A 25,636-nucleotide genomic window follows, 5' to 3' on the forward strand; every position below is an offset into this window, starting at 1 on the left:
GCCATTCGGAGGCGGGGTTGACCTTGACGTAGCGGCAACTTCTACGGTGGGAGGAGACCTGACACGGAAGGGGTGGGCGGATGGAATCGCGGGACTGGTCGATCCAGGAGATCGCGCGGCTGGCGGGCACGACGAGCCGGACGCTGCGGCACTACGACGACATCGGCCTGCTGCCGCCGTCGCGCATCGCGGCCAACGGCTACCGGCACTATGACGCGGCGGCGCTCGTGCGACTGCAGCGGATCCTCCTGCTGCGCGAGCTCGGGCTCGGGTTGCCGCAGATCGCGGAGGTGCTGGGCCCTTCGACAGGCTCAGGGACCCAGGGTGCGGGCTCAGGGACCCAGGGTGCGGGCTCAGGGAACCAGGGTGCGGGCTCAGGGAACCAGGCGGCGGCCGAGGCGTCGGCCCTGGAGACCCACCTCGCGCTGCTGCGCGAGGAGCAGACCCGGCTGGCGCGGCAGATCGCGTCGGTCGAATCCACCATCACGGCATTGAGAGGAGGTGAGAACCTCATGGCAGAGAACATGTTCGACGGCTTCGACCACACGCAGTACAAGCAGGAGGTCGAGGACCGCTGGGGGACGAAGGCCTACGCCGACAGCGACCGCTGGTGGCGCGGGATGAGCGACGCCGAGCGCGCCGACTGGCAGCAGCGCGTGTCCGATCTCGGACGCGACTGGATCGCCGCGGCGGAGAGCGGCATCGATCCCGCGTCCGCCGAGGCACAGGAGCTCGCGCGTCGTCACGTCGCCTGGCTCACGGGCATCCCCGGCACTCCGGCCGCCGCCCTCCGGAAGGGGCCGGATGCCGCAGCCACGGCGTACGTCATCGGACTCGGCGAGATGTACGTCGCGGACCCGCGCTTCGGTGCGAACTACGCGACGTCCGCGGGCGGCACGCAGGGTGCGGAGTTCGTCCGCGACGCGCTCCGCATCTACGCGGACGCCGCCCTCTGATCCGTCGAGCGGCCCCTTTGCGTGCGACCCACCCCGGTGCGGTCGTACTCAAGGGGGCCGCTCGTACGCAAGGGGGTGGATCGGGGGAGGAGGGGAGGGCGTAGGGTCGTGCCATGACGGGGCGACGGAAGCGCGAGCGCGACGACCGCCCCGCGTCCGGAGTCTTCGCGGCGGCGGCGACGGCCTATGCGGCGAACTGCGCCCTCGGGGCTGCGGTGGCGGGACGGCTCATCGACACGCGTCGTTTCCGCTGGGTGCACCACGCGCTCTACATCCTGACCTGCGCGACGACCGGACTCGCCGTCGTCGTCGGTCTGGCCACCCGCACGCCGCGCAGCCGCCGCGCCGCCCTGGCCCTCCTCCCCGCTGCCGTCCCGCTGGCCGCGATCCCCTACGCCGGGACCCACACGCGCCGGCATCCCCTCGTCGCCCTCACGGCAGCGCCCTTCGTCCTCGCGGGCCTCGTGGTCTCGCGCCTCCCCTCCGACCGGAAGTGACCGTATGGAACTCCTCGACGCCATCCGCCGCCGCAAGACCACGAACGGAGCGTTCCTCCCCGACCCGGTCTCCGAGGAGCACCAGCGCATCCTCCTGGAAGCCGCAGGTCGCGCACCGTCGCAGCTCAACAGTCAGCCGTGGCGCTTCGTCGTGATCGAGAACCGGGACACGATCGACGAGATCGCGCGCATCTCCGGCGAGAGCATGACCGAGGCGATGTCGAACGGCACGTTCTTCGAGCGGTACAAGCCCTACTTCCGCTTCAGCCAGGAGGAGATGGAGGAGAAGCGCAGCGGCATGCTGTTCGACAAGCTCCCCGCGCCGCTGCGCCCCTTCACGTCGCAGGTTTTCACGAAGCGCGGCCAGACGCTGATGAACACGTTCGGGGTGCCGAAGACGCTGGGCGCGGAGAACCGCAAGCTCGTGGCCGGGTCGCCCCTCCTGCTCGGCGTCATGCTCGACCGCAGCGAGTACCGGCCGGGGCAGCTATCGTCGTTCTACTCCGTGTTCAGCATGGGCGCGGCCATGGAGAACGTCTGGCTGACCACGGTCGAGCTGGGCATGGGCATCCAATTCATCTCGTTCCCGATGGAGGTGCCGGGGCGCTGGGACGAGATCGTGCGGCTGCTGCGGGTGCCCGACGACCTGGAGCTCATGGCCGTCTACCGGCTGGGCTACCTGCCGCCGGAGCAGCGTCGCCCGGCGATCGACTGGTCCAGCAGCCAGCGCAAGCTCGTGTCGCAGTACGTGTTCCGTGAGGACTGCGACACCCCGCAGCAGGGTTGGGACGCCCCGCCGACCCGGTCCTGAGTCACGAGCCGCCGACCGTCCGCGGCATCTGCTCGAGGTCCTTCAGAGCAGGCCCCTCGATGCGGGTGCCGTCCGCGGCGAACCGCGACGCGTGCAGCGGGCAGTCCCATGTGCACTCGGCGTCGTTCCAGCCGAGGACGCCGCCGAGGTGCGGGCACACCGCGCTGACCGCACGGGTCACGCCGTCGACGGTGGAGATGGCGACCGGGCGGCCGCCGCGGTTCGCCACCACGCCCTCGCCCTCCGCGGGCTGCGGCACCGGGACCGGCGTGGTCTCGGCCTCGACCCAGCCCTTCGTGGCCGCGGCGGCCACCTTCGCTCCCTCGACGGCGCCGCGCGCGAGGTCGGCGGGGACGGTCAGACGGGTGCCGAGGCGCAGCATCCAGGACGGACGCTCGCTGCGCTTCGTCCCGATGATCTCCTCGGTGAGCCGCAGGGCTGCGGCGGGCGCGTTCGACAGCCCCCACTTCGCGTACCCGGTGGCGATGCGGATGCGACCGAGGCCGCGCGGCAGAGCACCGACGAAGGGGATGAGGTTGTGCGACTGGTAGTCCTGCGCGGACCAGCGGTGCGTCTCCTCCGCGTCCGGGAAGTGCAGCCGCGTCCAGGCGACGAGATCGTCGATCGCCGCGGTCTCGCCGTCGGAGCGGCCGACCGGATGCCCGTTGCCGCCGACGACGAGCTGTGCCGTGTCCGCCGGACCGTCGGCAGCCGAGACCGGGCGGATCGACCGCGTGGGGCTGTCGGCGGAGATGAACGTCCCCTCCGGCACCCCGCTGGAGACCCGGAACGAGACGCAGTACGACCGCATCCCGGCGACCTTGGAGAAGTACAGACCGCGGTCGAGGATCGGCGTCCCCGTCGCGAGGACGATGTGCTCGGCGAACATCGGGCCGGCCGTGGTCTCCACCCGAGGCTCCGGGAGGGCGTGGGCACCGGTCACACGGACGCCGGTGTGCAGCGTGCCGCCGCCCGCGAGGAACTCCTTCGCGAGCGCGTCGGCGACGGCGACCGGGTCGATCGTCACCTGGGAATCCAGCGCGACCGCGCCCGCGACGGGGAACGGCGTCGACAGCTCGCCCGCGGTGAGCAGACGCGTCGGCAGTCCCGCCTCCCGCGCGGCGGCATGCTGGGACCGCACCGATTCGAGCCCCTCAGGACCCTGGGCGTAGGTGTGGTCGGTGCGCTCCGTGTAGCTCAGGCCGGCGCTGTCCGCGAAACCCGTGAGCCACTCCATGCCGGCGCGGTTGGCGTCGACGTACGCCTGGACGAGCGCGGCCGGATGGTGCGCGCGGATCGTGGCGAGCTGCTGCCCCTGGAGGAGGGAGAGCTTGCCCGTGTTGCCGCCCGTCGACAGCTCCGCCACATCGCCTGCATCGACGACGACGACGTCGAGTCCGGCGCGGGTCAGGAGCACCGCGGTCGAGAGTCCCGTGAGGCCTGCCCCCACGATGAGCACGTCGTGCTGCGCGCCGGGATCGAAGGGAGTGCCGTGGGGTGCGTCCTGGGCGACCTTCCAGAGTGGCTTCATGCCGACAGTCAACGCCTGTCCCCGTCCCCGCCCCAACGCCTTGACATCCGACGGTCGCGCTGTCATGCGCGACTACAGTGGCCAGCGTGAGTCTCCGTCGTGTCCTGCTCGTCGCGCTCGGCGGCACGCTGGGGACGGCGGCGCGTCTGGGCCTCGGGCTCCTCCTCCCCGACCTCGGCGGGTTCCCCCTCGCGGTGCTGCTGGCCAACGTGCTGGGCGCCCTGCTCATCGGCGTCGTGGCAGCCCGGCTCCCGGCCTCGGCGGAGCTGCGGCTGCTGCTGGGCACCGGCGTCCTCGGCGGCTTCACGACCTACAGCGCCTTCATGACCGGGACGCTGGCCCTGTGGGCGTCGGCGCCGCTCCTCGCCGCCGCGTATGCCGCGGTCAGCCTCGCCCTCGGCCTCCTCGCGGCGTCCGCGGGGCTCCGGCTGGGGCGCCCGCGCCGGGGAGGGGCGACGTGAGTCCGCTGCTGTTCCTCGCCGCCGCGCTCGCCGGGGGCGTCGGCGCCGTCCTGCGCTATCTCCTCGACCTCGGTGTCGCCCGGTTCGTCGGCCGACGGTTTCCGTGGGGGATCCTCATCGTCAACCTCACCGGCTCCTTCGCGCTGGGGCTCGTGACGACGGCGCTGCCGGGGGCGGCGTTCGTGCTCGGCGCTGGTCTGCTCGGGGGCTACACGACCTTCAGCACCGCGATGCTCGATGCGGTCGCGCTGTGGCGGGACGGCGAACGCGGCGCTGCGGCGTTCGACGCGCTCGGCATGCTCCTGCTCGGTCTCCTCGCCGCGGGGCTGGGGCTGGCGCTGGGATCCGCGCTCTAGATCGGTGCTTGCGAAGAACGGACGCGGCGCGCTACTCTCACTGCTAATCGTTTAACGCTAAACGGTTAACATCGCGCACCGCCTTCTCGTGCACCCGTCAAAGGAGACCTCGATGCCCCGCACCTCCCGCCGCGCCCTGGGCGCTCTCGCCGCCTCCGCGGCCGCCGTCCTGGCGCTCTCCGCCTGCTCCTCCTCCGCGACCGGGGAGTCCTCGGGCGGCGACATCACCCTCAGCTACGCGATCTGGGACGAGAACCAGAAGCCCGCGATGGAGGACATCGCCGCCGCCTATACCGAGGAGCACCCGAACGTCACGATCGAGATCCAGGTCACGCCCTACAAGGAGTACTTCACCAAGCTCCAGACCGCGGTGACGGGAGGGTCGGCCGCCGACGTGTTCTGGATGAACGGGCCGAACTTCCAGCTCTACGCCTCGAACGGCCAGCTCGCGCCGCTCGACGACGTGGACGCCTCCGACTACCCCCAGGGCCTCGTCGACCTCTACACCTACGACGACGCGCTCTACGGCGCCCCCAAGGACTTCGACACCGTCGCGCTCTGGTACAACAAGACGCTGTTCGACGCCGCCGGGGTGGAGTACCCCAGCGCCGGCTGGACCTGGGACGACTTCACCACCGCGGCCGCGAAGCTGACCGACCCCGCGAACGGCCGGTTCGGCGTCGCCGCGAGCCAGTACGGCCAGGAGAACTTCTACAACTCGATCGCACAGGCCGGCGGCGAGGTCATCTCCGCGGACGGCACTGAGAGCGGCTACGGCTCGCCCGAGGCTCTCGAGGGCGTCGAGCTGTGGACCGACCTCATCGCTGACGGCTCCTCGCCCACGGCGCAGCAGATGACGGACACGAACCCGGAGGACTTCTTCCTGTCGGGCAAGGTCGCCATGTTCCAGAACGGCTCCTGGGCCGCCATCGCCTACGCGGACAACGCCGACATCGGCGACAGCGTCGACGTGGCTCCGCTGCCCGCAGGCCCGGAGGGCAACCAGAGCGTGATCCACGGCGTCGGGAACGTCGCGAACGCCAAGAGCGCGCACGTGGAGGAGGCGAAGGACTTCGCCGCCTTCGCGAGCGGCGAGCAGGCGGCGAAGATCCAGGCCGAGACCGGCACCGTGATCCCGGCGTTCAACGGCACGCAGCAGGCCTGGGTGGATGCGCTCCCGCAGTACGACCTGCAGGTCTACATCGACGCGCTGGAGACGGCCGTCCCGTACCCGGTGTCGAAGAACACCTCCGCGTGGACGAGCATCGAGAGCGAGGTGCTGTCCCAGGTCTGGTCCGGAGCGGTCTCCCCGAAGGAAGGCCTGCAGGATCTCGCCGCGCAGATGCAGACCGCGCTGGACGCCGAGCAGGAGTGACCGGATGACCGTCCTCGCGCGCCGGCGGCGCCGGACGCCCGGTGCCTCGCCGTGGTGGGCCCTCGTCTTCCTCGGGCCCACCGCCCTGGGGCTGGCCGTGTTCTACCTGTGGCCCACCGTGCGCACGCTCATCATCTCCTTCACGAAGTCCGGCCCGTTCGGCGGCTCCGAGTGGATCGGGTTCGAGAACTACGTGCGGCTGTTCCAGGACCCGGAGCTCCTCGGCGCTCTGCGCAACACCGCGGTCTACACGGTGATCGCGCTGATCGGCATCCCCCTCGCGGTCGGGATCGCCGCGCTGCTGAACACCACCGGCCTCACGGGCCGCAGCGCCTACCGCACCCTCTACTTCATCCCCGTCGTCACCATGCCCGCGGCGATCGCCCTCGTCTGGCGCATGATCTACAACGGCGATTACGGCGTCCTGAACGCCGCCCTCGGCGCGGTCGGCATCGACGGGCGGAGCTGGCTGACCGACCCGAACACCGCGTTGATCGCGATCGCCGTCGTCGGCATCTGGGCGGGACTCGGGACCAACATCGTCATCTTCCTCGCCGGACTCCAGGGCATCCCGGACACGATCATGGAGGCGGCCGACCTCGACGGGGCGGGCCCCGTGCGTAAGTTCTTCTCCATCACGATCCCGCTGCTGTCGCCGTCGATCTTCTTCGTCAGCGTCATCAGCGTCATCGGGGCTCTGCAGGTGTTCGACCTCATCTACATGATGCTCGGCCGCAGCAACCCCGCGATGCCGAACACCCGCACGGTCGTCTACCTGTTCTACGAAGCGGGTTTCCTCGACAACGACCGCGGGTACGCCGCCGCCGTCGCCTTCCTCCTGCTGCTGATCATCCTCGTGCTGACGATCGTGCAGTTCCGGCTGCAGAAGAAGTGGGTGCACTATGAGTGACGTCTCCCTCGACACCCGCGCGGTCGTCGGCGCCGCCCCCGCACGATCGCGGACGGCCGGCACGCCCCGGAACCGCGGACTGTGGATCGTGCACGTCGTGCTCATCGCCGGCGCCGCACTCATGGTGTTCCCGTTCGTCTGGCAGCTGCTGACCTCGTTCAAGACGCTGTCCGACTCGGTGCAGGTGCCGCCGTCGTTCCTCCCGCGCGAATGGGTGTTCACGAACTTCGCCGAGGTCTTCGACTCGATGCCGTTCGGCCAGATGTTCCTGAACTCCGTGCTCCTCACCGTCGGCCGCACGGTCGGGCAGGTCGCCCTGTGCACCATGGCGGGCTACGCGTTCGCGCGCATCGCCTTCCCCGGCCGGAACGCCCTGTTCGTCGTGTTCCTCTCGGTACTCATGGTGCCCTCGCAGCTCTACCTGCTGCCGCAGTACGAGATCATCCAGGCGCTCGGCTGGCTGAACACGTTGCAGGCGCTCATCGTGCCCGGCATCTTCAGCGCCTTCGGGACCTTCCTGATGCGCCAGTTCTTCCTCTCGATGCCGGCCGAGCTGGAGGAGGCGGCGCGGATCGACGGGGCGAATCCGTGGCAGACCTTCTGGCGGATCATGGTTCCACTGGCGAAGCCTGGCATCATCGCACTTGTGGTGTTCACCGTGCTGTGGTCCTGGAACGATCTGCTGTGGCCGCTGATCGTGACGACCGACCCGGCGAAGATGCCGCTGTCTGTCGGACTCTCGCAGCTCGTCGGCATCCACGGCACCGATTACCCGGTGCTCATGGCCGGCGCCCTGCTGGCGACCCTGCCCATGCTGGTGACGTTCATGATCCTGCAGCGGCAGTTCATCCAGGGCATCGCGTTCAGCGGGACGAAGGGATGAGACATGGCACAGCGTGAGCACGCCCCCAGCCGCCGACCGACGCTGCGGATGGTGGCCGAACGTGCCGGGGTGTCGACCGCGACCGTGTCGTACGTCTTCTCCGGCCGCGCCGGTGCCAGCGGGGCCGGCGTGGCCGAAGCGACCGCGGCCAGGGTGCTCGCGGCCGCGGACGAGCTCAACTACCGTCCGAACACGGCGGCCAGGGCGATCCGCACCGGTCGCAGCGGCATGGTGCAGCTCTCCCTCCACATGCTGAGCGATCCGTGGTCGCTGGCGGTGGCCGACGCCGTGAACGCCGAGGCGAACAAACACGGGCTCACGACGCTGATCCTCGCCGACGGCGACTGGCACGCGGCGCTCGACCGCGTCGAGAGCGACGTGGCATACCTCGACGGCGTCGGGCTGGACGAGGAGGACGCCCGACGGCTGGGCGACCTCGTCAAGCGCGGCCAGCGGCTCGTGGTGTTCTCGGAGCATCTGGAGCCGGACGGGTTCGACGTCATCCGCTCGGACGCGATCCCGGGGTGCGAGCTCGCGATGGACCACCTGCTGGAGCGGCACGCGGCCATCGGCTGCATCGCCGCGGAGGGCGCCGTCCGCCTCGCGGCCACGCAGGTCACGCGGTACACGCCATATGTCGAGAAGCTCGCGGCGGCCGGCATCTCCCCGGACCCGGCATGGACCGTGACCTATGCCGAGACGCAGGCCAGCGCCTTCACCGCCGCGATCGAGCTGCTGTCGCAGGAGAACCGCCCGGACGCCGTGTACGCGACGACCGACTTCGCCGCGATCGCCGCGATCAACGCCGCCCACATGCTCGGGCTCCGCGTGCCGCACGACGTCGCGGTGGTCGGCGTCGGGAACACCCCGGACGCCCGGCTCATCGCCCCCACCCTCACCACCGTCGGCCCGACGGACTTCTACGAGCGGCAGGCGCGGATCATCGTCGAGAAGGCGCTCGAGAGCGACCCCTCGCCCGGTGCGCTGCACGAGTTCCCCTGGGCCCTCGTCCCCGGCGGCTCGACCGATCTCGACGCCCCGGCTGCCCGCGGTCGCTGAGCCGCCCCCTCTTCTTCCCCCCCCCTTTCACGAAGGACTTCTGTTGGACCTCCACATCGGCATCATCGGCTTCGGCGCGCGCTCCACCCTTCAGGAGGAGGTGCATCGGCCGGGCCACGGCTCCCGTATCACCGCCGTCTGCGACCTCGCCCCGCGTGCCCGCGAGGACGCCAGGGCGCTCGTCCCCGACGCCCTCATCACCGACTCCCTCGACGAGCTGCTCGCGTCCGGGGTGGACGCGGTCATGGTGCTGACCCCGGACGACACGCACGCCGCGCTGACCATCCGGGCGCTGGAGGCCGGGGTGCCCGTCTTCTGCGAGAAGCCCCTCGCGATCGACCTCGCCGACGCCGACCGCATGCTGGAGACGGCGCGACGGACCGGGACCCGCCTCTACATCGGCCACAACATGCGGCACATGCCCGTGATCACGCTCATGCGCGGGCTCATCCAGACCGGGCGCATCGGGCAGGTGAAGGCCGTGTGGGTGCGGCACTTCGTGGGGCACGGCGGCGACTTCTACTTCAAGGACTGGCACGCCGACCGGAGCCGCACCACCGGACTCCTCCTGCAGAAGGGAGCGCACGACCTCGACATCATCCACTGGCTGGCGGGCGCGTACACCCAGCAGGTGGCGGCGATGGGCGGTCTCAGCGTCTACGGCGACATCACCGACCGGCGGGACCGCACGGGGGAGCGGATGCCCGACTGGTTCAGCATGGACAACTGGCCGCCGACCGCGCTCACCGGACTCCACCCCGTGGTCGACGTCGAGGACATCTCGATGGTGAACCTGCGGCTCGAGGGCGGGATCTTCGCCTCGTACCAGCAGTGCCACTTCACCCCGGACTACTGGCGGAACTACACCGTGATCGGCACCGAGGGGCGCATCGAGAACTTCGGCGACGTGGCCGGCAGCGAGGTGAAGCTGTGGAACCGTCGGCATGCCGGGGCGGCCGACGCGGACGAGGTGTTCGTCGTGCCCGAGGTGCCCGACGCCGGACACGATGGAGCCGACGCGCTGCTCGTGGCCGAGTTCCTCCGGTTCGTGCGGCACGGGGGTCTCACGGCGACCTCTCCCGTCGCGGCGCGCGAGGCCGTGGCCGCCGGCATCCTCGCCACCGCGTCCCTCCGGGGTGACGGCTCCGCGATCGCCGTCCCCCCGCTCGCCCCCGATCTCGTCGCCTACTTCGAGCGCGGCCAGACCCCCTCCTCCGCCCCGTCTTCCTCCGCCGCCTGACCCCACCCCCGCCCCGGTACGTTTTCGATCACGGGAGGAGATTCCCACCCGTGAGAGCGCGAAAAGGGACCGGGAACGGGGGTGCGGGGTGCGGAAGTGATCCGGCACGGCGGGGAGACAGGAAAGAAGCGGGCGGCCGTTCTCAGGGAGTTCACACCGGAGCGAATGTACAAACGTACATGTACGGGTGTCCAGGGGGTGAGCGATGGTGGAGAGCGCGCGTCGGCGGCGTGACCCCGAAGCGCGTCGTCGGGAGATCGTCACCGCGACGGCCGAGCTGATCGTCGAGGTCGGGGCCGACGCCATCACGCATCGGATGGTCGCCGCCAGAGCCGGAGTGCCGCTCGGGGCGACCACCCAGTACTTCGACACCCTCGACGGCCTGCGCACCGCCGCCTTCCGAGCGCTCGCGGACGAGATCGAATGCCGACTCGACGGAGTGCGGCAGACCCTCGCCGAGCGGGGAGCCGGGGCCGACGTCATCGCGGCGCTCGTGTACGACAGCATCCACGACGGCCACGCGGTGCAGGCGGATCGAGCCGTGGTCACGGCAGCCGTGCACGATCCGCGTCTGCGCCAGCTCGCGCGCCACCTGTCCGACCGCCTCGTCGACCTCCTGGAGCCGACCTATGGCGCCGACCGGGCCCGAGCGGCGATGATCTTCATCGACGGCGTCATGTGGAGCACGCAGATCCGCGACGTCGATCTCGAACAGTCCTTCCTCGAATCCGCACTGGCGCGGATCCTCGGAGAACCTCTCTCCCTCCCATCCGCAGCGACCGCCACCCCCTGACACCGAGGACCCCGCCTTGTCGAAACTCGCCATCCTCAGCCTGAAGAACCGCGCCCTCATCGCGCTCGTGACGATCGTCGCCGCGGTGTTCGGCGGGCTCGCGCTGACCAACCTCAAGCAGGAGCTCATCCCGTCGCTCGAGCTGCCGGCGCTCGTGGTCATGACCACCTACCCCGGCGCCTCGCCCGAGGTGGTCGAGAACGACGTCTCGACGCCGATCGAGTCCGCCATCCAGGGCGTGCCCGACCTGGAGTCGACGACCGCGACGAGCACGACCAACGTCTCGATCGTGCAGGCGATGTTCTCGTACGGCACCAACCTCGCGACCGCGGAGCAGAAGATCCAGCAGGCGATCAACCGCATCTCTTCGCAGCTTCCGGAGGACGTCACGCCGCAGGTGCTCTCGGTCTCGATCGACGACTTCCCGGTGATCCAGGTCGCGGTCACGGGCTTCGAGGACGCGGACAACGCCCAGGCGCAGCTGGAGAGCGTCGCGATCCCCGATCTGGAGGACGTCGACGGGGTGAACGCGGCGGAGATCGTCGGCGGCGTCGGGCAGCGCATCACCATCACCCCCGACCTCGCGAAGCTCGGCGCGGCCGGGCAGAGCAGCGAGGCGATCAGCACCGCGCTGCAGCAGAACGGCACCCTCTTCCCCGGCGGTGAGATCACCGAGGACGGCGAGACCCTCACGGTGCAGACCGGCGCCAAGATCACCTCGGTCGACGAGATCGCCGCCTTGCCTCTCGTCGGTACCGCGGTGACCATCGGCGACGTCGCGACGGTGGCCCAGGTGTCGGACCCGGTGACCTCGATCTCCCGGGTCGACGGCGAGGATGCCCTGTCGATCTCCATCACCAAGCTCCCCGCCGCCAACACGGTCGAGGTGTCGCAGGGGGTTCTGGCCGCGCTCGACGAGATCGGGGAAGCGCTCCCGGACGCCGAGTTCACCGTCGTGTTCGACCAGGCGCCGTTCATCGTGCAGTCGATCGACACCCTCGCCACGGAGGGTCTGCTCGGCCTCGTGATGGCCGTGCTCGTGATCCTCGTGTTCCTGATGTCGGTGCGCTCGACGCTCGTCACCGCGATCTCCATCCCGACGTCCGTCCTCATCACCTTCATCGGGCTGCAGGCATTCGGCTACTCGCTGAACGTGCTGACCCTCGGAGCGCTCACGATCGCGATCGGCCGCGTGGTCGACGACTCCATCGTGGTGATCGAGAACATCAAGCGCCACTACGTCGGCGACGCGGACAAGGGCGATGCGATCCGTCTCGCGGTGCGCGAGGTCGCCGCGGCCATCACCGCGTCGACCATCACGACCGTGGCGGTGTTCCTGCCGATCGTGTTCGTCGGCGACATGGTGGGCGAGCTGTTCCGTCCGTTCGCGATGACGGTCACCATCGCCATGGTCGCCTCGCTCTTCGTGGCTCTGACGATCGTGCCGGTGCTGGCGTACTGGTTCCTCAAGCCCGGCAAGCCGCTCCTCGACGAGAGCGGGAACGCGATCGACCCGGAGGACCCGGCGGCCCCGCTGACGCGGCTGCAGCGCGGCTACCGCCCCATCCTCGGCTGGACGCTGAAGCACTCGGGCATCACGGTGGCACTCGCGGTGGTGGTCCTCGCCGGGACGCTCGCCGCCGCCCCGCTGATGAAGGTGAACTTCCTCAGCGACTCCGGTCAGAACACCATGACCGTGACGCAGGACCTCGGGCCGACCGCGAGCCTGCAGGCGAAGTCCGATGCCGCTGCCCCCGTCGAGGAGGCCCTTCTCGACGTCGACGGCATCGAGCATGTGCAGGCCTCCATCGGGTCGAGCGGGTCCGCGCTGCGCGACGCGTTCTCCGGCGGCGCGGGGATCACCTACTCGGTTCTCACCGACGGCGACGCCGACCAGGAGAAGCTGCGTGCCGAGGTGCAGGATGCCATCGACGGCCTCGGCGACGAGGTCGGCGAGGTCAACGTCGCGGCGTCCGCCGGCTTCGGCTCCAGCGACATCGAGATCACCGTGACGGCGGCGAACGGCGACGACCTCGCCACCGCGACCTCCGCCGTGGTGGAGGAGCTCGACGGCCGCGAGGGAATCGGGCAGGTCACGGACAACCTCGCCGAGGCCCTGCCGTACATCGCCGTGGTCGTGGACCGCGAGGCCGCCGCGCGGGTCGGGCTGTCCGAGGTCGCCGTCGGGTCGATCGTGTCCAACACGATGCGTCCGCAGCAGATCGGATCGGTCGAGATCGACGACACCGCGCTGACGGTATACCTCGTCAACCCGGAGCCGCCGACGACCGTCGCCGCGCTCCAGCAGCTCGCGATCCCCACCGCGGCGGGCATCGTGCCGCTGCAGGACATCGCGACCGTCGAGCAGCGCAACGGCCCCACCTCGATCACCACCGAGCAGGGACGCCGCACCTCGACCGTCACCGTGCCGCCCGCATCGGACAACCTCGCGGTCGCCACACAGTCGGTCACCGAGGCGCTCGCCGCGGCGGACCTCCCGGACGGCGCCTCGGCCGAGGTCGGCGGCGTCGCCTCGCAGCAGGCCGATTCGTTCGCGCAGCTCGGCCTCGCGATGCTCGCCGCGATCCTCATCGTGTACGTCGTGATGGTGGCGACGTTCAAGTCGCTGCGGCAGCCGCTCCTGCTGCTGATCTCGGTGCCGTTCGCGGCGACCGGAGCCATCCTGCTGCAGATCGTCACGGGCGTGCCGCTGGGCGTGGCCTCGCTGATCGGTGTGCTGATGCTCATCGGCATCGTGGTGACGAACGCGATCGTGCTCGTCGACCTCGTGAACCAGTATCGGGAGAAGGGGCTGTCGACCGCGGATGCCGTGATGGCAGGTGGGGAGAAGCGTCTGCGCCCGATCCTCATGACAGCGCTCGCCACGATCCTCGCCCTCACCCCGATGGCGCTGGGGATCACGGGGCACGGCGGGTTCATCTCCCAGCCGCTGGCCATCGTGGTGATCGGCGGACTCGTCTCCTCCACGGTGCTGACGCTCATCGTGCTGCCGACGCTGTACAACCTCGTCGAGGGGGCGCGGGAGCGCCGCCGGGCCCGCAAGGGCGAGCACCACGAGGATGCCGCCCCGGTTCCGGTCCATGCGGACGGCACACCGGTCAGCCGCCGAGAGCTGCGCGAGAACCACGGCGAGTAGCCGAGCGTTCACAACTCAGGAGAAAGGCCCCGATTCCGTCGGTGAGACGAGGATCGGGGCCTTTCCGCGTGGGTTCTCCTGAGTTGTGAACCGCGGTCAAGCGAAGGAGAGGCCCCACTCCAGCGTCCAGGTCTCGCCAGAAGCCAGACGGCGCACCCCGAGGCCGCTGTTGAACGCGTCCGCCGGAGCGGTCATCGGCTCGATCGCGACGGCGAGCGGGGTTCCGGGGTAGTTCGTCGCGGTGTACACCTGCACGAAGTCGAAGCCCTCGCCCTGCCAGAGCGTGACGGTCCGGCCGTCGGGCGCGGTGAGGGTGTGCCGCACGCGGCCGTCGGGGTCGCGCACGAGGTCCGTGAACCCGGTGTCGAGCGAGACGTCGCCGACCCGGACGCCCTCGCGCAGGTCGGGGTCGGCGGGACGGGTGCCGGTCGGGAGCATGCGGTCGTCCGTCTCGAACACGGTGTGGGCCGGGACGCGGAGGACGAGGTCGTGCGGGTCGACGTCGCCGATCGTCGGGAACGGGTGCGTGCCGAGCGCGACCGGAGCCGCCGAGTCGGACCAGTTGGTGAGCGTGTGCGTGACCTCGATGCCGTCCGCGGTGAGGACGTAGGCGACGGACGTCTCGATCAGGTACGGGTAGCCGGTCTGCGGGAAGACGGTCGCGCGCAGGGTCGCGGCTCCCTCCGTCTGCTCGACCGCGTAGGCGGTGTAGCGCAGGAGCCCGTGGCTGGCGGTGGTGGTCTTCGGCTCGCTGATCGCGAGCTGACGGACGGTGCCCTCGTCGTCCCAGCGGCCATCTCGCACCCGATTGGGCCACGGTGTCAGCACGACTCCTGAGCACGACGGCGTCGGGACGTCGAGCGGGTAGGGCGAGACGAGGTCGACCTCGCCGATGCGCAGGCCACGGAGCGAGGCGCCGACCTGGGCGATCTGCGCGGTCACGTCGCCGAGGCGGAGGTGGACCTGGGTGCCGGTGGGAGAGACGGAGTTCACCTCGACATCGTAGTGCCGCAGGCCGCCGGAGTGCGGGGGTCTCCCAGGGTCGCCGGGTAGACTGGGGCGGTCGGCTTCGGACACCCGCGCAGGGCGCGGACGTTTTTCAGTGTGTGAAGTGTGAGTCCAGGGGCCGATGGTGCGCGTCGATCGACGCGAATCAACCATCACAGGAATGGCCCCGGCCGCAGATCGTCCGGACTCCGCTGGATCGGAGTGCTCGCGCGTGCGCGCAGCGCTGTTCTCGTGCGAGAACGCAAGAAGGACACCCGAATGCCCAAGAACAAGAAGCCCCGTGGCGGTCGCGCCGCCGCGAACTTCGAGCCGCGCTACGGCGCTAAGAAGACCTCGTTCCACGACCGCCACCGACCGACCGGTGGTCGGGACACGGCCCGCGACGAGCGTCCCGCTCGCGAGGACCGCGACTCCCGGGTGACCGGCGGGTACGACCGCCGCCCCGGCAGCCGCAGCCCCGGCCACCGCGGCTATCGCCCGGAGGAGACCGAGTCCGGTGCGCCGAAGCGTCGGTGGAGCTCTCAGGAGCGCGCCGGCCGCGACGAGGCCCGCGGCATCCGCAACCGTGCGGAGTCCGGACGCCGCGAGGCCCCGCACCGCCGCGACGACCGCGCAGGCGCCGGCCGGTTCGACGACCGCTCCGAGCGTCCGCGGTACAACGACCGCGCAGGGGCCGGCCGCTTCGACGACCGTCCGCGGCGCGACGACCGCGGCGGCTCGCAGCGACAGGGCTTCCGCGACGGCGACCACCGCGACGGGGGCCGCCCGCGCTTCGACGATCGCCGGAACGAGCGTCCGCGCTTCGACCGCGACGACCGTCCGCGGCGCGATGACCGCGGGGGCGACCGCGCCCGCGGCAACGACCAGGGGGCCGACCGCTCCTACGACGCCGCCCGTGCCCGCCGCGCCTTCGACCGCGACCGCACGCAGCGCTCCTTCGAGGGCGGGCGCGAGCGGCCGTCGACCGGCGGGGCCTACCGTACCGAGCGTCCGCGTCGGGACGAGCGCCCCCGCCGCGACGAGCGTCCGACCCGCAACGACTGGAACGCGAAGCCGAAGGCGGCGTTCGAGCAGGCCGACGACGTCGTCCACGAGCGCCTCGAGGCGCAGGCCGTGCAGGCCGTCGAGGTCGAGGGCATCACGTTCGCCGATCTCGGCCTCGGCTCGAACATCACCGAGACCCTGAACGGCATGGGGGCCGCGACGCCGTTCCCGATCCAGGCGGCGAGCATCCCCGCCGTCCTCGAGGGGCGCGACGTGCTCGCCCGCGGCCGCACGGGCTCCGGCAAGACCATCGCCTTCGGCGCGCCGCTCGTCGAGCGGGTGCTGAAGTCGCAGGCGGGCAAGCGTCGCGAGTTCGGCCGCTCGCCGCGCGCGATCATCCTCGCCCCGACGCGCGAGCTCGCGCTGCAGATCGACCGGACCATCCAGCCGATCGCCCGGAGCGTGGGCCTGTTCACGACGCAGATCTACGGCGGTGTGCCGCAGGGTCGTCAGGTGGGCGCGCTGAAGAAGGGCGTCGACATCGTCATCGGCACCCCCGGCCGCGTCGAGGACCTGATGAACCAGGGCAAGCTCGACCTGTCGGACTGCCGGATCGCGGTGCTCGACGAAGCCGACCACATGTGCGAGCTCGGGTTCGTCGAGCCCGTCCAGCGCATCCTCCGCCGCACGGCCGAGGGCAGCCAGAAGCTCCTGTTCTCCGCGACGCTCGACCGCGAGGTCGCGGCGCTCGTGGACGAGTTCCTCGTCGACCCCGCCGTGTTCGAGGTCGCGGGCGAAGACCAGGGCTCCAGCACGATCGAGCACCGGGTGCTCGTCATCGAGCACCGCGACAAGGCCGACATCCTCACCTCCCTCGTCGACCGCGAGGGCAAGACCCTGGTCTTCGCCCGCACCCGTGCCTACGCCGACATGCTGGCCGACCAGTTCGACGACGCGGGCATCCCCGCGGTCTCGCTGCACGGCGACCTCAACCAGGCCAAGCGCACGCGGAACCTGGAGAAGCTGACCTCGGGCCGGGTGAACGTCCTCGTGGCCACCGATGTGGCCGCGCGCGGCATCCACGTCGACGACATCGACCTCGTGGTCCAGGCCGACGCACCGGACGAGTACAAGACGTACCTGCACCGCTCGGGTCGCACCGGTCGCGCGGGGCGCTCGGGCCGGGTCGTCACGCTCATCACGCGGCAGCGCCAGCGTCGGATGACCGAGCTGCTCGGTCGCGCCGAGATCGAGGCGCCGTTCGAGCAGGCGCGCGTGGACGACGACGTGATCGAGGAGATCGCGGGGCGCGTGCCGTCCGCCGCGGAACTCACCTCCTGACGCGTTCGGGATCAGAAAGGCCCCGGAGACTTCGGTCTCCGGGGCCTTTTCGCACTCCGCACCGGGAAGGTGCGCGGGCAGCCGGGGTGTCAGGGGAGGGTGTGCTCGTGGAGGGTGGTCGTCAGGGACGTGCCGTTGAGGTCGAGGTAGAGAACGCGCTCGGTGACCGTGAGGGTCAGGGTGTTCCGGCGGGCGAGGTGGGGCGTAGCGCTGTCGATGAAGCCGGGGTCGAAGCTGTACACACGGATGTCCTCGGAACGATGGATGCGCTTGTCGGCCCACGGCGCCATGACCTTGGCCGGGTCGCGGTGCGTGTAGACCACTGTCCGGTCCGCGAGGCGGGAGGCGTGATGCAGCCGCGCGGCATCCGGAGCGCCCACCTCGATCCAGACGGTGACTCGGCCCGTGAGGTCGCGCACGAGCACCGCGGGCTCCTCCGTGTCGGAGACGCTGCCGCCGAACGCGACGCCCTCCGCGAACTCGAGCCCGTAGGCGAGGACCCGGGTGAGCATGTACGCGTCGGTCTCGGACGGATGCCGGGCGGCCCGGAGCGAGACGTCTTCGTAGACCCCGCGATCGGTGTCGGCGAGCTGCATCTCGAACGTGTGGACTGTCGAACCGATCGCCATGATCCTCGAGCCTACGCGGAGCCGCGCCCTCCGGCCGACCGGGTCAGAACAGCATCGGCTGCGGCGGGGCGGCGGCCGCGCGGCCGCTCGGCGTGAACATGACCGGCCCGGCCGGCGGCGTCTCCGTCTGGACATGCCCTTGGCCCGGGCGGGACCCGCGCCGCGGATAGTCGTCTTCGTGCCGGCCGTCGAGCCCGTGCATCCGGATGAGGGGGCGAGCGCGCTTGGCGAGCCACTGCCGGTACGGCTTCGGTGCCTCGACGGAGGCCCCGGGATAGAGCCCGCGATACGACGACACGAGATCGGGACGGTTCTCACCGAGCCACTGGAAGAACCACGGCTTGACTCCCGGACGCAGATGCAGGGCCCCGTAGATCACGCTCCGCGCTCCGGCGGCCTTGATACGGCGGAGGGCGTCGTCGATCGCGGGAAGGGAGTCGGTCAGATGCGGCATGATCGGCATGAGGAACACCGTGACGGGGAAGCCGGCGTCGGCGAGCGCGCGCACCGTGTCGAGGCGGGCCTGCGTGGTCGGGGCGCCCGGCTCGATCGCCTTCTGCAGCGCGTCGTCGTACATCGCGATCGACATCTGCACGTCGACCGGCACACGCTGCGCCGCCTTCTTCAGCAGCGGGATGTCCCGACGGATCAGCGTGCCCTTCGTCAGGATCGACATCGGGGTGCCCGACGCCGCCAGCGCCTCGATGATGCCGGGCATGAGGGCATAGCGCCCCTCGGCCCGCTGGTACGGGTCGGTGTTCGTACCGAGGGCGACTGTCTCGTGCTGCCAGCTCCCGCGGCGCAGCTCCCGCTCGAGCACCTCGACGACATTGACCTTGACGACGATCTGGGTGTCGAAGTCCGCGCCGCCGTCGAGGTCGAGGTACTCGTGCGTGCCCCGGGCGAAGCAGTAGGTGCACGCATGGGAGCAGCCGCGATAGGGGTTGATGGTCCAGACGAAGGGCATGCGCGACGCCCCGGGGACGTGGTTGAGCGCTGACTTCGACAGCACCTCGTGGAACGTTATGCCGGCGAACTCCGGTGTGGTCACCGTGCGGAGGACGCTCGAACGGTTCTCGAGGCCCGGCAATGCCGCCTCGTCGCTGTCCGCGAGTTTCTGTCCCTGCCACCGCATCCTCCCAGTCGAACAAAGAATCGAATCGAAGTCAAGTGAGTGTGGCACTGATGTTCGAATGGAAGAATGGGGGCATGCCCTCCTCGCCGTACGCTCAGCATGCGGCGCCGCGCTCCCCGATCTTCGGACCCGCCCTGCCGGTCGGGCTGGCGGTGACCGCGATCGGCGTGGTGCTCTCGCTCACCGGGGCGGCCGCGACCCCCGTGGCATCCCCACCGCTCCCGCGCCCCGTCGCGGTGATGCAGGTACCGACCGTGCAGAACACGGCGACCCCTGCGGCGGACCCCTGCGCCGACCCCGTGGTGCAGGCTGCGATCGCGGCCGGGGACGACGCCGCCACCGTCGCGGGGTTCGGCGGTGGAGCGCGCTTCCGTGAGGCGGTGATCGCCGGTAATGCACCCTGTGTCTCGCTCAGCGATCCCGCCCGGATCTGGGTCGTGGTCAACAAGGGGCGTCCGCTCGAACCCGCCGCCTACGAACCCGAAGGACTGAGCCAGGTGCCGCTGCAGATGACGACCCCGTCGGGCCGGGTGCGCGCGGAGGTCGCCGACGCCGCCGGGCGCATGGCGGACGCCGCCGGGGCGGCCGGGGTCGGACGCATTGGCGCGAACAACGGCTACCGTTCCTACGGCCTCCAGGTCGCGACATACGGTGCGCACGTGCGGGACCAGGGGCAGGCGGACGCGGATGCCGGCTCGGCGCGACCGGGTCACAGCGAGCATCAGACCGGTCTCGCCCTCGACGTCGTGGCCTGTGATGACGGCTGCGGCGGTCTGGACGGCTTCGGCGCGACGCGTCAGAGCGAGTGGGTGGCGGCGCACGCCTGGGAGTACGGGTTCATCGTGCGCTACGAACAGGTCGGCACGCCCGTCACCGGGTACGCCCCGGAGCCCTGGCACCTGCGCTACGTCGGCAGGGAGCTCGCGGCGGCGTATCACGAAGGCGGCTATCACACGCTGGAGGAGTTCTTCGGGCTCCCGGCGGCGCCCGATTACGACCACTGAGCCGGCGCGGCAGGGGTGTGATCCGCTCGCACTGAGGCATTCCACAAAGGCGATACCCAGTCCCACCCACGATGGGATGCATTCTCACAATCGCCTGTCCTGCCCCGTGTTCCCGCCGTAGACTCGCCGGAGCAACGACGCACGACACGTTCGGGAGGACGGCATGGAACGCGACATCTACGAAGAGGATCACGAGGCATTCCGCGACCTCGTCAAGGATTTCGTCAAGCGCCACGTCACGCACGAGGCGATCGAGAAGTGGGACGCCGCCGGCGAGGTGGACCGCGCCACGATGCGCGCCGCGGGTGAGGCCGGCATCATCGGGCTCTCCGTGCCGGAGGAGTTCGGCGGCGCCGGAATGCTGCAGGACTACCGCTTCCGCGCGATCGTGAACGAAGAGGTCATCGCGGCCGGAGCGGGATCGCTCGCCGGGGCCTTCGGCATCCAGGACGACCTGGCCGTGCCGTACCTCGTGCACATGGGCACGCAGGAGCAGAAGGAGAAGTGGCTGCCCCGCATGGCCACCGGTGAGGTCGTCGGCGCGCTCGCCATGACCGAGCCCGGCGCCGGCTCCGACCTCCGCGGCATCAAGACCACGGCGAAGAAGACGGACGGCGGCTACATCGTCAACGGCGCGAAGACGTTCATCTCATCGGGCGCGACCGCCGACCTCGTCGTCACGTTCGTGAAGACCGGCGAGGGCAACCGTCCCGACGCGTTCAGCCTCGTGCTCATCGAGAAGGGCATGGAGGGATTCGACAACGGCAAGAAGCTGTCCAAGATGGGCTTCCACGGCCATGACACCGCCGAGCTGTCGTTCAGCGACGTGTTCGTGCCGGAGGAGAACCTCATCGGCGGCGTCGAGGGCAAGGGCTTCATCCAGCTCATGATGAACCTGCCGCTCGAGCGCCTCTCGATCGGCGTGGCCGGAGCCGCCGCCGCGCAGGCCGCGTTCGACTGGACCGTCGCGTACACCAAGGACCGCGAGGCCTTCGGGGAGCGCATCATCGACTTCCAGAACAGCCGCTTCACCATCGCCGACATGTCCGCCACGGTCGACGCGCTGTGGGCCTTCATCGACCGCGCGCTGCTGGCCTACAAGGACGGCAGGCTCTCGGCGGAAGAAGCCGCGAAGGTCAAGTTCTGGGCGACCGAGCGTGAGTGGGAGGTGCTCGACGCCGGCGTCCAGCTCCACGGCGGCTACGGCTACATCACCGAGTACCCCATCGCCCGGGCCTTCCTCGACGCCCGTGTGCACCGCATCTACGGCGGCACGAACGAGATCATGCGCGAGATCGTCGGGCGTCAGATCGCCGGCAAGCGCTGACGTCCCCGGGCACAGCTTCGGAGATCCCCATCGACACGCCGGGGCGGCATCGTCCGCCCCGGCGTGTCGTGTCTTAGCTCCGAAGCTGTGCCCCGGGATTACGTGCGGGGCTCCGCGGCGGCCTCGCGGGCGGCCTTCGAGGCGGGGGAGGCGGCACCGATCTTCCAGTAGCCGCAGAAGCTGACGGCGTTCCTGTCGACGCCGCGCTCGCCGACGAGCTGCTTGCGGACGCCGGAGGCCAGCGCCTGCTCTCCCGCCGCGTAGGCATGGAACGGCGCGGCGGGCAGAGTGGTACGAGCGAGGGTGTCCAGAGCGAGGGCCCCGGGCGGAATCTCCTGAGGCCGCACGACCCACACCACCTCGAGCCCCGACGGGTGCGCGAACTCCAGGGCGTCCTCCGCGGACGGGACTTCGATGATCGCCGTGCCCGAGGCGTCGGTCGGCAGGGAGGCGCTGATCGACGCGATCGCGGGGAGGGCGGTCTCGTCGCCGACGAGCACCACCCGATCGGTGCCCCGCTCGGGGTTGAAGGTCAGGCCCTCGTCGATGATGAGGACGTGCTCGCCGGGGGCGCACGTCTCCGCCCATCGGGACGCCGGACCGGCGGTGCCGTCGGCCGCCGAGCCGTGCAGGACGAAGTCGACGTCGAGCTCGGCGCCGGTCTCGGCCGTGGCCGGGCGGTAGGCGCGCACGGTGTAGTTGCGCATCACGGGGCGCTCGCCGTCGGGGATGCGGAGGAACTTCAGGTACCCGAACATCCGGTTCGCCTTCGCGGGCACCCGCTCCAGCCCCGCCTCGCCGCCGATCGGCAGGAACAGCCGGAACCACTGGTCGTAGCCCATCGGGCGGAAGCGGTCGATCTCGCCGCCGCCCAGGGTCACCCGCACCCAGTGCGGCGCGAGCCGTTCGGTGCGGAGAACCGTGAGGTGCAGGAGCTCGGCCGTCTCCGGCTTGACCATCTTGCTGAATGCCATGCGGGCACCTTTCAGGGGAGCTGCCAGGGGAAGAAGACGGCGAAGATCGCGGCTGACACGGCGAGCATGAACACGGTGAAGACGGTGTCCCTCGTGCGGAACGGCACGAGGTGCCGCTCGGTCCGCGTCGGATGCGCGCCGAACGCCCGGGAGTCCATCGCGAGGGCGACGCGCTCCGCGTGCCGGATGGCGCCCGCGAGCAGAGGGACGATGTATCCCCAGCCGCGGGCGATCCGCGCGAAGGGGCCGCGGCCGCCGTGGTAACCGCGCACCCGGTGCGCGGCGCGGATGACGGCGAGCTCGTGCCCGAACCGGGGCACGAAGCGGAAGGCGGCCAGGGCCGTGTACCCGATGCGGTACGGCACGCGCAGCTGCTGCACGCTCGCACGCACGAGATCGGAGCCGCTGGTGGTGAGGCCGCCGACCAGCGCGAGCGCGACGATCGATCCGAGCCGGAGCGCCGTGGCGAAGCCGATGAGGAGGGCGCCTCCGTAGAGGGTCCAGTCGCCGATCGTCACGACGGGGGCTGTGTCGGCGACCAGGGCCGCGTCGACCCACAGCGAGAAGCCGACGCCGATCGCGAGCATGCCCGCGGGCAGACCGAGCAGGAGCAGCGCGAGGAGGCGGCCCGTCACCCGCGCCCCGACGAGGATGAGGACGTACGCGAGCACGAGGAAGGCGGCCGGGGTGGCCAGGTCGCGCACGAAGACGAGGAGCAGCATCGCGGGGGCGAAGCCGGCGACCTTCGCCAACGGATTGAGGCCGTAGAGGAACTGCCGCCGCGAGGTGGCCACGAGCGGCGCATACGGATCGAGCGTGGACATCGTCACGGTGTCACCTCCCACCCGGCCTCGGCGAGCACCCGCTGCAGGGCGGGGACGCGCAACCCGGCGGAGGGGAGGATCGCGGGATCGGAGAACAGTGCCGCCGTGGGGCCCGCGGCCCGGACCCGCCCGTCGGCGAGGACGACCGTGTCGGTGGCGTGCTCCGCGACGAGCTGCAGATCGTGGGTGACGATGACGACGGTCGTGCCGTCCGCCCGGAGACTCTCCAGCAGGTCCAGGAGCTCGGCGGCCCTGGCGCGGTCCTGCCCGAAGGTGGGCTCGTCGAGGGCGAGGACGGGAGGACGGGTGATGAGGGCCGTGCCCACCGAGAGTCGTCGCTTCTCGCCGCCGGAGAGGAGGAACGGGTGCACGTCGGCCTTGTGCGTGAGCCCGAACCGCTCGAGCATCTCCGTCACGCGAGCGCTGACCTCGGCGTCCGGCACATGGCGCAGCCGGAGCCCGTGGGCGAGCTCGTCGAACACGGTGGCGGCGATGAACTGGTGCTCCGGGTTCTGGAACACGAAGCCGATCCGGGCCGCGAGATCCCGGGGGGAGGCGGTGCCCGGGTCGACGCCGTCGACGGAGACCCGGCCCTTCGGCGGGGGCACGACCCCCGCGAGGGCCTGGATCAGCGTGGTCTTGCCCGCGCCGTTCGCCCCGACGATCGCGGTGAGACTCCCCGCGGCGATGTCGAGGTCGACCCCGTGCAGGATCTCGGTGCGGCGCCGCGAGACGGTGAGGCCGCGCGCCCGGATGATCGGCTCCCGGTCGACGGCGGGAGGAGCGTCGGCGAGGATCGAGGACGCGCGGGATGGACCGGCAGGCAGGGCCGCGGCCAGTGCCTCGGGCGTCAGCGGCAGCGGGTCGAGGACGATCCCCCGGTCGCGGAGGCGGAGCGCAGCGAGCGTTGCGGCGGGCAGCCAGACCCCCATCGCCACGAGCTCGTCGGCATGCGCCCGGATGGTCTCGGCGGCCGGACCGTCGAAGACCACCCGGCCCTCGCGGTCGAGCACGACGGTGCGCGTGACGAAGCGCATCGCCGCATCGAGGTTGTGCTCGACGAGGAGGATCGCCCGGTCCCCGGCGGCCACGACCTCGGTCAGCGCCGCATACACGTCGTCGATCCCCTGCGGGTCGAGGTTCGCGGTCGGCTCGTCCAGCACGATGAGAGGGGAGCCCATCGCGAGGGCGCAGGCGATGGCGAGACGCTGTCGGCCGCCGCCGGACAGGTGGTCCGGGTTGTCGTCCCGGCGCTCCCACAGGCCCACCCGCCGCAGCGCATCCTCGACGCGGGCCCGCACGGTGCCGAGCGGGAGCAGGAGGTTCTCAGGGCCGAAAGCCACCTCGTCGTACACCGTCCCCGTGACGATCTGGGCGTCAGGGTCCTGGAAGACCATGGCGACGTACGTGCTGAGGGTCGCGGTGTGCGCGGTGGTCGTGTCGACACTGCCGGCCTCGACGGAGCCGGACATGGTCGCGGGGAGCGCGTGCGGGATGAGGCCGTTGAGGGCGAGCGTGAGCGTCGACTTCCCGGAGCCGGACGGGCCGAGCAGCAGCACGACCTCACCGGGCTCGATGTCGAAGGTCACGTCACGGGGCGACGGATGCGCGGCATCCGCGTGGGTGAGGGTGAGCTCGCGCACGCGGAGGAGAGGCGCGGATGGGCGCACGGCAGGTCCCGGGTTCGACGGAGGGTGTGCCTCTAACTTAGCTGAGCCTTACCTGTGTTGCCAGCAGGGCACCTCCGCGATCAGCGGCGTGCGACGCCGGCGGTGCGCAGCGCCGAACCGATGGCGAGGCCGATCGCCGTCCAGGCCACCGGGCCGAGCACGGAGATCGTCAGGTACAGCAGCTGGGCCCAGAGCGGCAGGACCGCGAGGTTCGCCGCGAAGAACACCGCCACCGCCACGACGACGCCGATCACGACCGCCGAGACGAAGAACCGCCAGGCACCCCAGGAGCGATAGCGGGTGAGGGCGGCGACACCTTCCTGGATGAGGCCGAACAGCAGCGCCGTGCCGATGAACCGCAACGACCACGCCGGGTTGAAGGCGCTCGCGATGAGCGCGGCGAACACGTGCGTGATGAGTGCCACGAGCGGCAGCCGCAGCACCTCCTGCGCGATGATGCCCGGCAGCACGTGCGAGCCCAGCACGAGGCCGTAGAGGAACAGCAGCGGGCTGGCCAGGAGGAGGGGAGTGACCCATCCGGCGATGCCGCCGAGGATGCCCGTTGCCACACCGATCGCTGCGCAGATCAGCAGCACTCTGGTCGACAGGACGGAGGTACGGGCCACGTCTCCAGCCTACTGGCGACATTCGGAGACCCGGCCGTCGTCCACCCTGACCGATCGGCGCGATCGGGATTCGACCATCGTTCAG

General features: G+C 70.7%; 23 protein-coding genes. 15 read left to right on the plus strand and 8 right to left on the minus strand.

Going from position 1 to position 25,636, the window contains the following annotated elements; genetic code table 11:
- The first annotated feature begins 80 nt into the window (after window positions 1-80).
- The 3 genes from AB0310_RS12140 (at window position 81) to AB0310_RS12150 (ending at window position 2,264) form a co-directional block, all read left to right on the plus strand.
- Window positions 81-956 carry a MerR family transcriptional regulator gene (locus AB0310_RS12140; protein ID WP_366237338.1) on the plus strand — a complete coding sequence of 292 codons (876 nt, stop codon included), beginning with the start codon at window positions 81-83 and terminating at the stop codon, window positions 954-956.
- A 113-nt stretch (window positions 957-1,069) separates the two neighbouring features.
- Window positions 1,070-1,453 (plus strand): hypothetical protein, encoded by a 384-nt coding sequence (locus AB0310_RS12145; protein WP_187663113.1) that lies wholly within the window; start codon window positions 1,070-1,072, stop codon window positions 1,451-1,453.
- Window positions 1,454-1,457: 4 nt separating this feature from the next.
- A complete protein-coding gene (locus tag AB0310_RS12150; protein WP_259952866.1) occupies window positions 1,458-2,264 on the plus strand; it encodes a nitroreductase family protein in 807 nt (268 codons plus the stop codon).
- Between the two features lies 1 nt (window position 2,265).
- On the opposite strand, the gene AB0310_RS12155 is transcribed toward AB0310_RS12150, so the two are convergent.
- Window positions 2,266-3,795 carry an FAD-dependent oxidoreductase gene (locus AB0310_RS12155; protein ID WP_366237339.1) on the minus strand — a complete coding sequence of 510 codons (1,530 nt, stop codon included), beginning with the start codon at window positions 3,793-3,795 and terminating at the stop codon, window positions 2,266-2,268.
- Window positions 3,796-3,881: 86 nt separating this feature from the next.
- On the opposite strand from AB0310_RS12155, the gene AB0310_RS12160 reads away from it, so the two are divergent.
- The 9 genes from AB0310_RS12160 to AB0310_RS12200 all read left to right on the plus strand — a co-directional run bounded on the left by AB0310_RS12160 (window position 3,882) and on the right by AB0310_RS12200 (window position 14,029).
- Entirely contained in the window at window positions 3,882-4,256 is a 375-nt protein-coding gene (locus tag AB0310_RS12160) for a FluC/FEX family fluoride channel (RefSeq protein ID WP_232089161.1), read from the plus strand.
- Window positions 4,253-4,612 (plus strand): fluoride efflux transporter FluC, encoded by a 360-nt coding sequence (locus AB0310_RS12165; protein ID WP_366237340.1) that lies wholly within the window; start codon window positions 4,253-4,255, stop codon window positions 4,610-4,612. The genes AB0310_RS12160 and AB0310_RS12165 overlap by 4 nt, the downstream gene beginning before the upstream one ends.
- 112 nt (window positions 4,613-4,724) lie before the next feature.
- On the plus strand, window positions 4,725-5,987 hold the full coding sequence (locus tag AB0310_RS12170; RefSeq protein ID WP_280565090.1) for an ABC transporter substrate-binding protein: 1,263 nt from the start codon (window positions 4,725-4,727) through the stop codon (window positions 5,985-5,987).
- A 4-nt stretch (window positions 5,988-5,991) separates the two neighbouring features.
- On the plus strand, window positions 5,992-6,897 hold the full coding sequence (locus AB0310_RS12175) for a carbohydrate ABC transporter permease (RefSeq protein ID WP_366237341.1): 906 nt from the start codon (window positions 5,992-5,994) through the stop codon (window positions 6,895-6,897).
- Complete coding sequence (locus AB0310_RS12180) at window positions 6,890-7,780, plus strand: carbohydrate ABC transporter permease (protein WP_259952855.1); 891 nt, start codon at window positions 6,890-6,892, stop codon at window positions 7,778-7,780. The genes AB0310_RS12175 and AB0310_RS12180 overlap by 8 nt, the downstream gene beginning before the upstream one ends.
- Before the next feature lie 3 nt (window positions 7,781-7,783).
- Window positions 7,784-8,839, plus strand: a complete 1,056-nt coding sequence (locus AB0310_RS12185) for a LacI family DNA-binding transcriptional regulator (protein ID WP_187663121.1) — start codon at window positions 7,784-7,786, stop codon at window positions 8,837-8,839.
- Between the two features lie 43 nt (window positions 8,840-8,882).
- Window positions 8,883-10,079 (plus strand): Gfo/Idh/MocA family protein, encoded by a 1,197-nt coding sequence (locus AB0310_RS12190; RefSeq protein ID WP_366237342.1) that lies wholly within the window; start codon window positions 8,883-8,885, stop codon window positions 10,077-10,079.
- Between the two features lie 205 nt (window positions 10,080-10,284).
- Window positions 10,285-10,872, plus strand: a complete 588-nt coding sequence (locus tag AB0310_RS12195) for a TetR/AcrR family transcriptional regulator (protein ID WP_366237343.1) — start codon at window positions 10,285-10,287, stop codon at window positions 10,870-10,872.
- Window positions 10,873-10,888: 16 nt separating this feature from the next.
- Window positions 10,889-14,029: an efflux RND transporter permease subunit gene (locus tag AB0310_RS12200; RefSeq protein WP_366237344.1), complete on the plus strand. Its 3,141-nt coding sequence runs from the start codon at window positions 10,889-10,891 to the stop codon at window positions 14,027-14,029.
- Between the two features lie 96 nt (window positions 14,030-14,125).
- Here AB0310_RS12200 and AB0310_RS12205 read toward each other — a convergent pair whose 3' ends face one another.
- Window positions 14,126-15,022, minus strand: a complete 897-nt coding sequence (locus AB0310_RS12205; RefSeq protein WP_259952847.1) for an aldose 1-epimerase family protein — start codon at window positions 15,020-15,022, stop codon at window positions 14,126-14,128.
- Window positions 15,023-15,295: 273 nt separating this feature from the next.
- On the opposite strand from AB0310_RS12205, the gene AB0310_RS12210 reads away from it, so the two are divergent.
- Window positions 15,296-17,362: a DEAD/DEAH box helicase gene (locus AB0310_RS12210; protein ID WP_313366661.1), complete on the plus strand. Its 2,067-nt coding sequence runs from the start codon at window positions 15,296-15,298 to the stop codon at window positions 17,360-17,362.
- Window positions 17,363-17,451: 89 nt separating this feature from the next.
- On the opposite strand, the gene AB0310_RS12215 is transcribed toward AB0310_RS12210, so the two are convergent.
- Both AB0310_RS12215 and AB0310_RS12220 read right to left on the minus strand, forming a co-directional pair.
- Window positions 17,452-17,991 carry a YaeQ family protein gene (locus tag AB0310_RS12215; RefSeq protein WP_280569113.1) on the minus strand — a complete coding sequence of 180 codons (540 nt, stop codon included), beginning with the start codon at window positions 17,989-17,991 and terminating at the stop codon, window positions 17,452-17,454.
- A gap of 43 nt (window positions 17,992-18,034) precedes the next feature.
- Window positions 18,035-19,126 (minus strand): Rv2578c family radical SAM protein, encoded by a 1,092-nt coding sequence (locus AB0310_RS12220; protein ID WP_366237345.1) that lies wholly within the window; start codon window positions 19,124-19,126, stop codon window positions 18,035-18,037.
- A gap of 74 nt (window positions 19,127-19,200) precedes the next feature.
- Here AB0310_RS12220 and AB0310_RS12225 point away from each other — a divergent pair, with 74 nt between their 5' ends.
- Entirely contained in the window at window positions 19,201-20,130 is a 930-nt protein-coding gene (locus AB0310_RS12225; RefSeq protein WP_259952830.1) for a M15 family metallopeptidase, read from the plus strand.
- A gap of 163 nt (window positions 20,131-20,293) precedes the next feature.
- Entirely contained in the window at window positions 20,294-21,457 is a 1,164-nt protein-coding gene (locus tag AB0310_RS12230) for an acyl-CoA dehydrogenase family protein (protein ID WP_187663129.1), read from the plus strand.
- Window positions 21,458-21,555: 98 nt separating this feature from the next.
- Here the strand turns inward: AB0310_RS12230 and AB0310_RS12235 are convergent, their stop codons facing one another.
- From AB0310_RS12235 to AB0310_RS12250, 4 genes are all read right to left on the minus strand, one after another.
- Complete coding sequence (locus AB0310_RS12235; protein ID WP_268777684.1) at window positions 21,556-22,431, minus strand: siderophore-interacting protein; 876 nt, start codon at window positions 22,429-22,431, stop codon at window positions 21,556-21,558.
- Between the two features lie 11 nt (window positions 22,432-22,442).
- Entirely contained in the window at window positions 22,443-23,255 is an 813-nt protein-coding gene (locus AB0310_RS12240) for an energy-coupling factor transporter transmembrane component T (RefSeq protein ID WP_366237447.1), read from the minus strand.
- 2 nt (window positions 23,256-23,257) lie between these two features.
- On the minus strand, window positions 23,258-24,925 hold the full coding sequence (locus AB0310_RS12245; RefSeq protein WP_268777682.1) for an ABC transporter ATP-binding protein: 1,668 nt from the start codon (window positions 24,923-24,925) through the stop codon (window positions 23,258-23,260).
- 80 nt (window positions 24,926-25,005) lie between these two features.
- The gene (locus AB0310_RS12250) at window positions 25,006-25,551 is read right to left on the minus strand and encodes an ECF transporter S component (RefSeq protein WP_187663132.1); all 546 of its coding nucleotides are present in this window, start codon (window positions 25,549-25,551) and stop codon (window positions 25,006-25,008) included.
- Between the last annotated feature and the right edge of the window lie 85 nt (window positions 25,552-25,636).

This window comes from Microbacterium meiriae (genome assembly GCF_040702565.1).
GTDB lineage: Bacteria > Actinomycetota > Actinomycetes > Actinomycetales > Microbacteriaceae > Microbacterium > Microbacterium meiriae.

Coding starts and splice junctions, on each gene's coding strand:
- AB0310_RS12140 (WP_366237338.1), top strand. CDS start 81: ATGGAATCGCGGGACTGGTCGATCCAGGAGATCGCGCGGCTGGCGGGC.
- AB0310_RS12145 (WP_187663113.1), top strand. CDS start 1,070: ATGACGGGGCGACGGAAGCGCGAGCGCGACGACCGCCCCGCGTCCGGA.
- AB0310_RS12150 (WP_259952866.1), top strand. CDS start 1,458: ATGGAACTCCTCGACGCCATCCGCCGCCGCAAGACCACGAACGGAGCG.
- AB0310_RS12155 (WP_366237339.1), bottom strand. CDS start 3,795: ATGAAGCCACTCTGGAAGGTCGCCCAGGACGCACCCCACGGCACTCCC.
- AB0310_RS12170 (WP_280565090.1), top strand. CDS start 4,725: ATGCCCCGCACCTCCCGCCGCGCCCTGGGCGCTCTCGCCGCCTCCGCG.
- AB0310_RS12175 (WP_366237341.1), top strand. CDS start 5,992: ATGACCGTCCTCGCGCGCCGGCGGCGCCGGACGCCCGGTGCCTCGCCG.
- AB0310_RS12180 (WP_259952855.1), top strand. CDS start 6,890: ATGAGTGACGTCTCCCTCGACACCCGCGCGGTCGTCGGCGCCGCCCCC.
- AB0310_RS12185 (WP_187663121.1), top strand. CDS start 7,784: ATGGCACAGCGTGAGCACGCCCCCAGCCGCCGACCGACGCTGCGGATG.
- AB0310_RS12195 (WP_366237343.1), top strand. CDS start 10,285: ATGGTGGAGAGCGCGCGTCGGCGGCGTGACCCCGAAGCGCGTCGTCGG.
- AB0310_RS12210 (WP_313366661.1), top strand. CDS start 15,296: ATGCCCAAGAACAAGAAGCCCCGTGGCGGTCGCGCCGCCGCGAACTTC.
- AB0310_RS12215 (WP_280569113.1), bottom strand. CDS start 17,991: ATGGCGATCGGTTCGACAGTCCACACGTTCGAGATGCAGCTCGCCGAC.
- AB0310_RS12220 (WP_366237345.1), bottom strand. CDS start 19,126: ATGCGGTGGCAGGGACAGAAACTCGCGGACAGCGACGAGGCGGCATTG.
- AB0310_RS12225 (WP_259952830.1), top strand. CDS start 19,201: ATGCCCTCCTCGCCGTACGCTCAGCATGCGGCGCCGCGCTCCCCGATC.
- AB0310_RS12230 (WP_187663129.1), top strand. CDS start 20,294: ATGGAACGCGACATCTACGAAGAGGATCACGAGGCATTCCGCGACCTC.
- AB0310_RS12235 (WP_268777684.1), bottom strand. CDS start 22,431: ATGGCATTCAGCAAGATGGTCAAGCCGGAGACGGCCGAGCTCCTGCAC.
- AB0310_RS12240 (WP_366237447.1), bottom strand. CDS start 23,255: ATGTCCACGCTCGATCCGTATGCGCCGCTCGTGGCCACCTCGCGGCGG.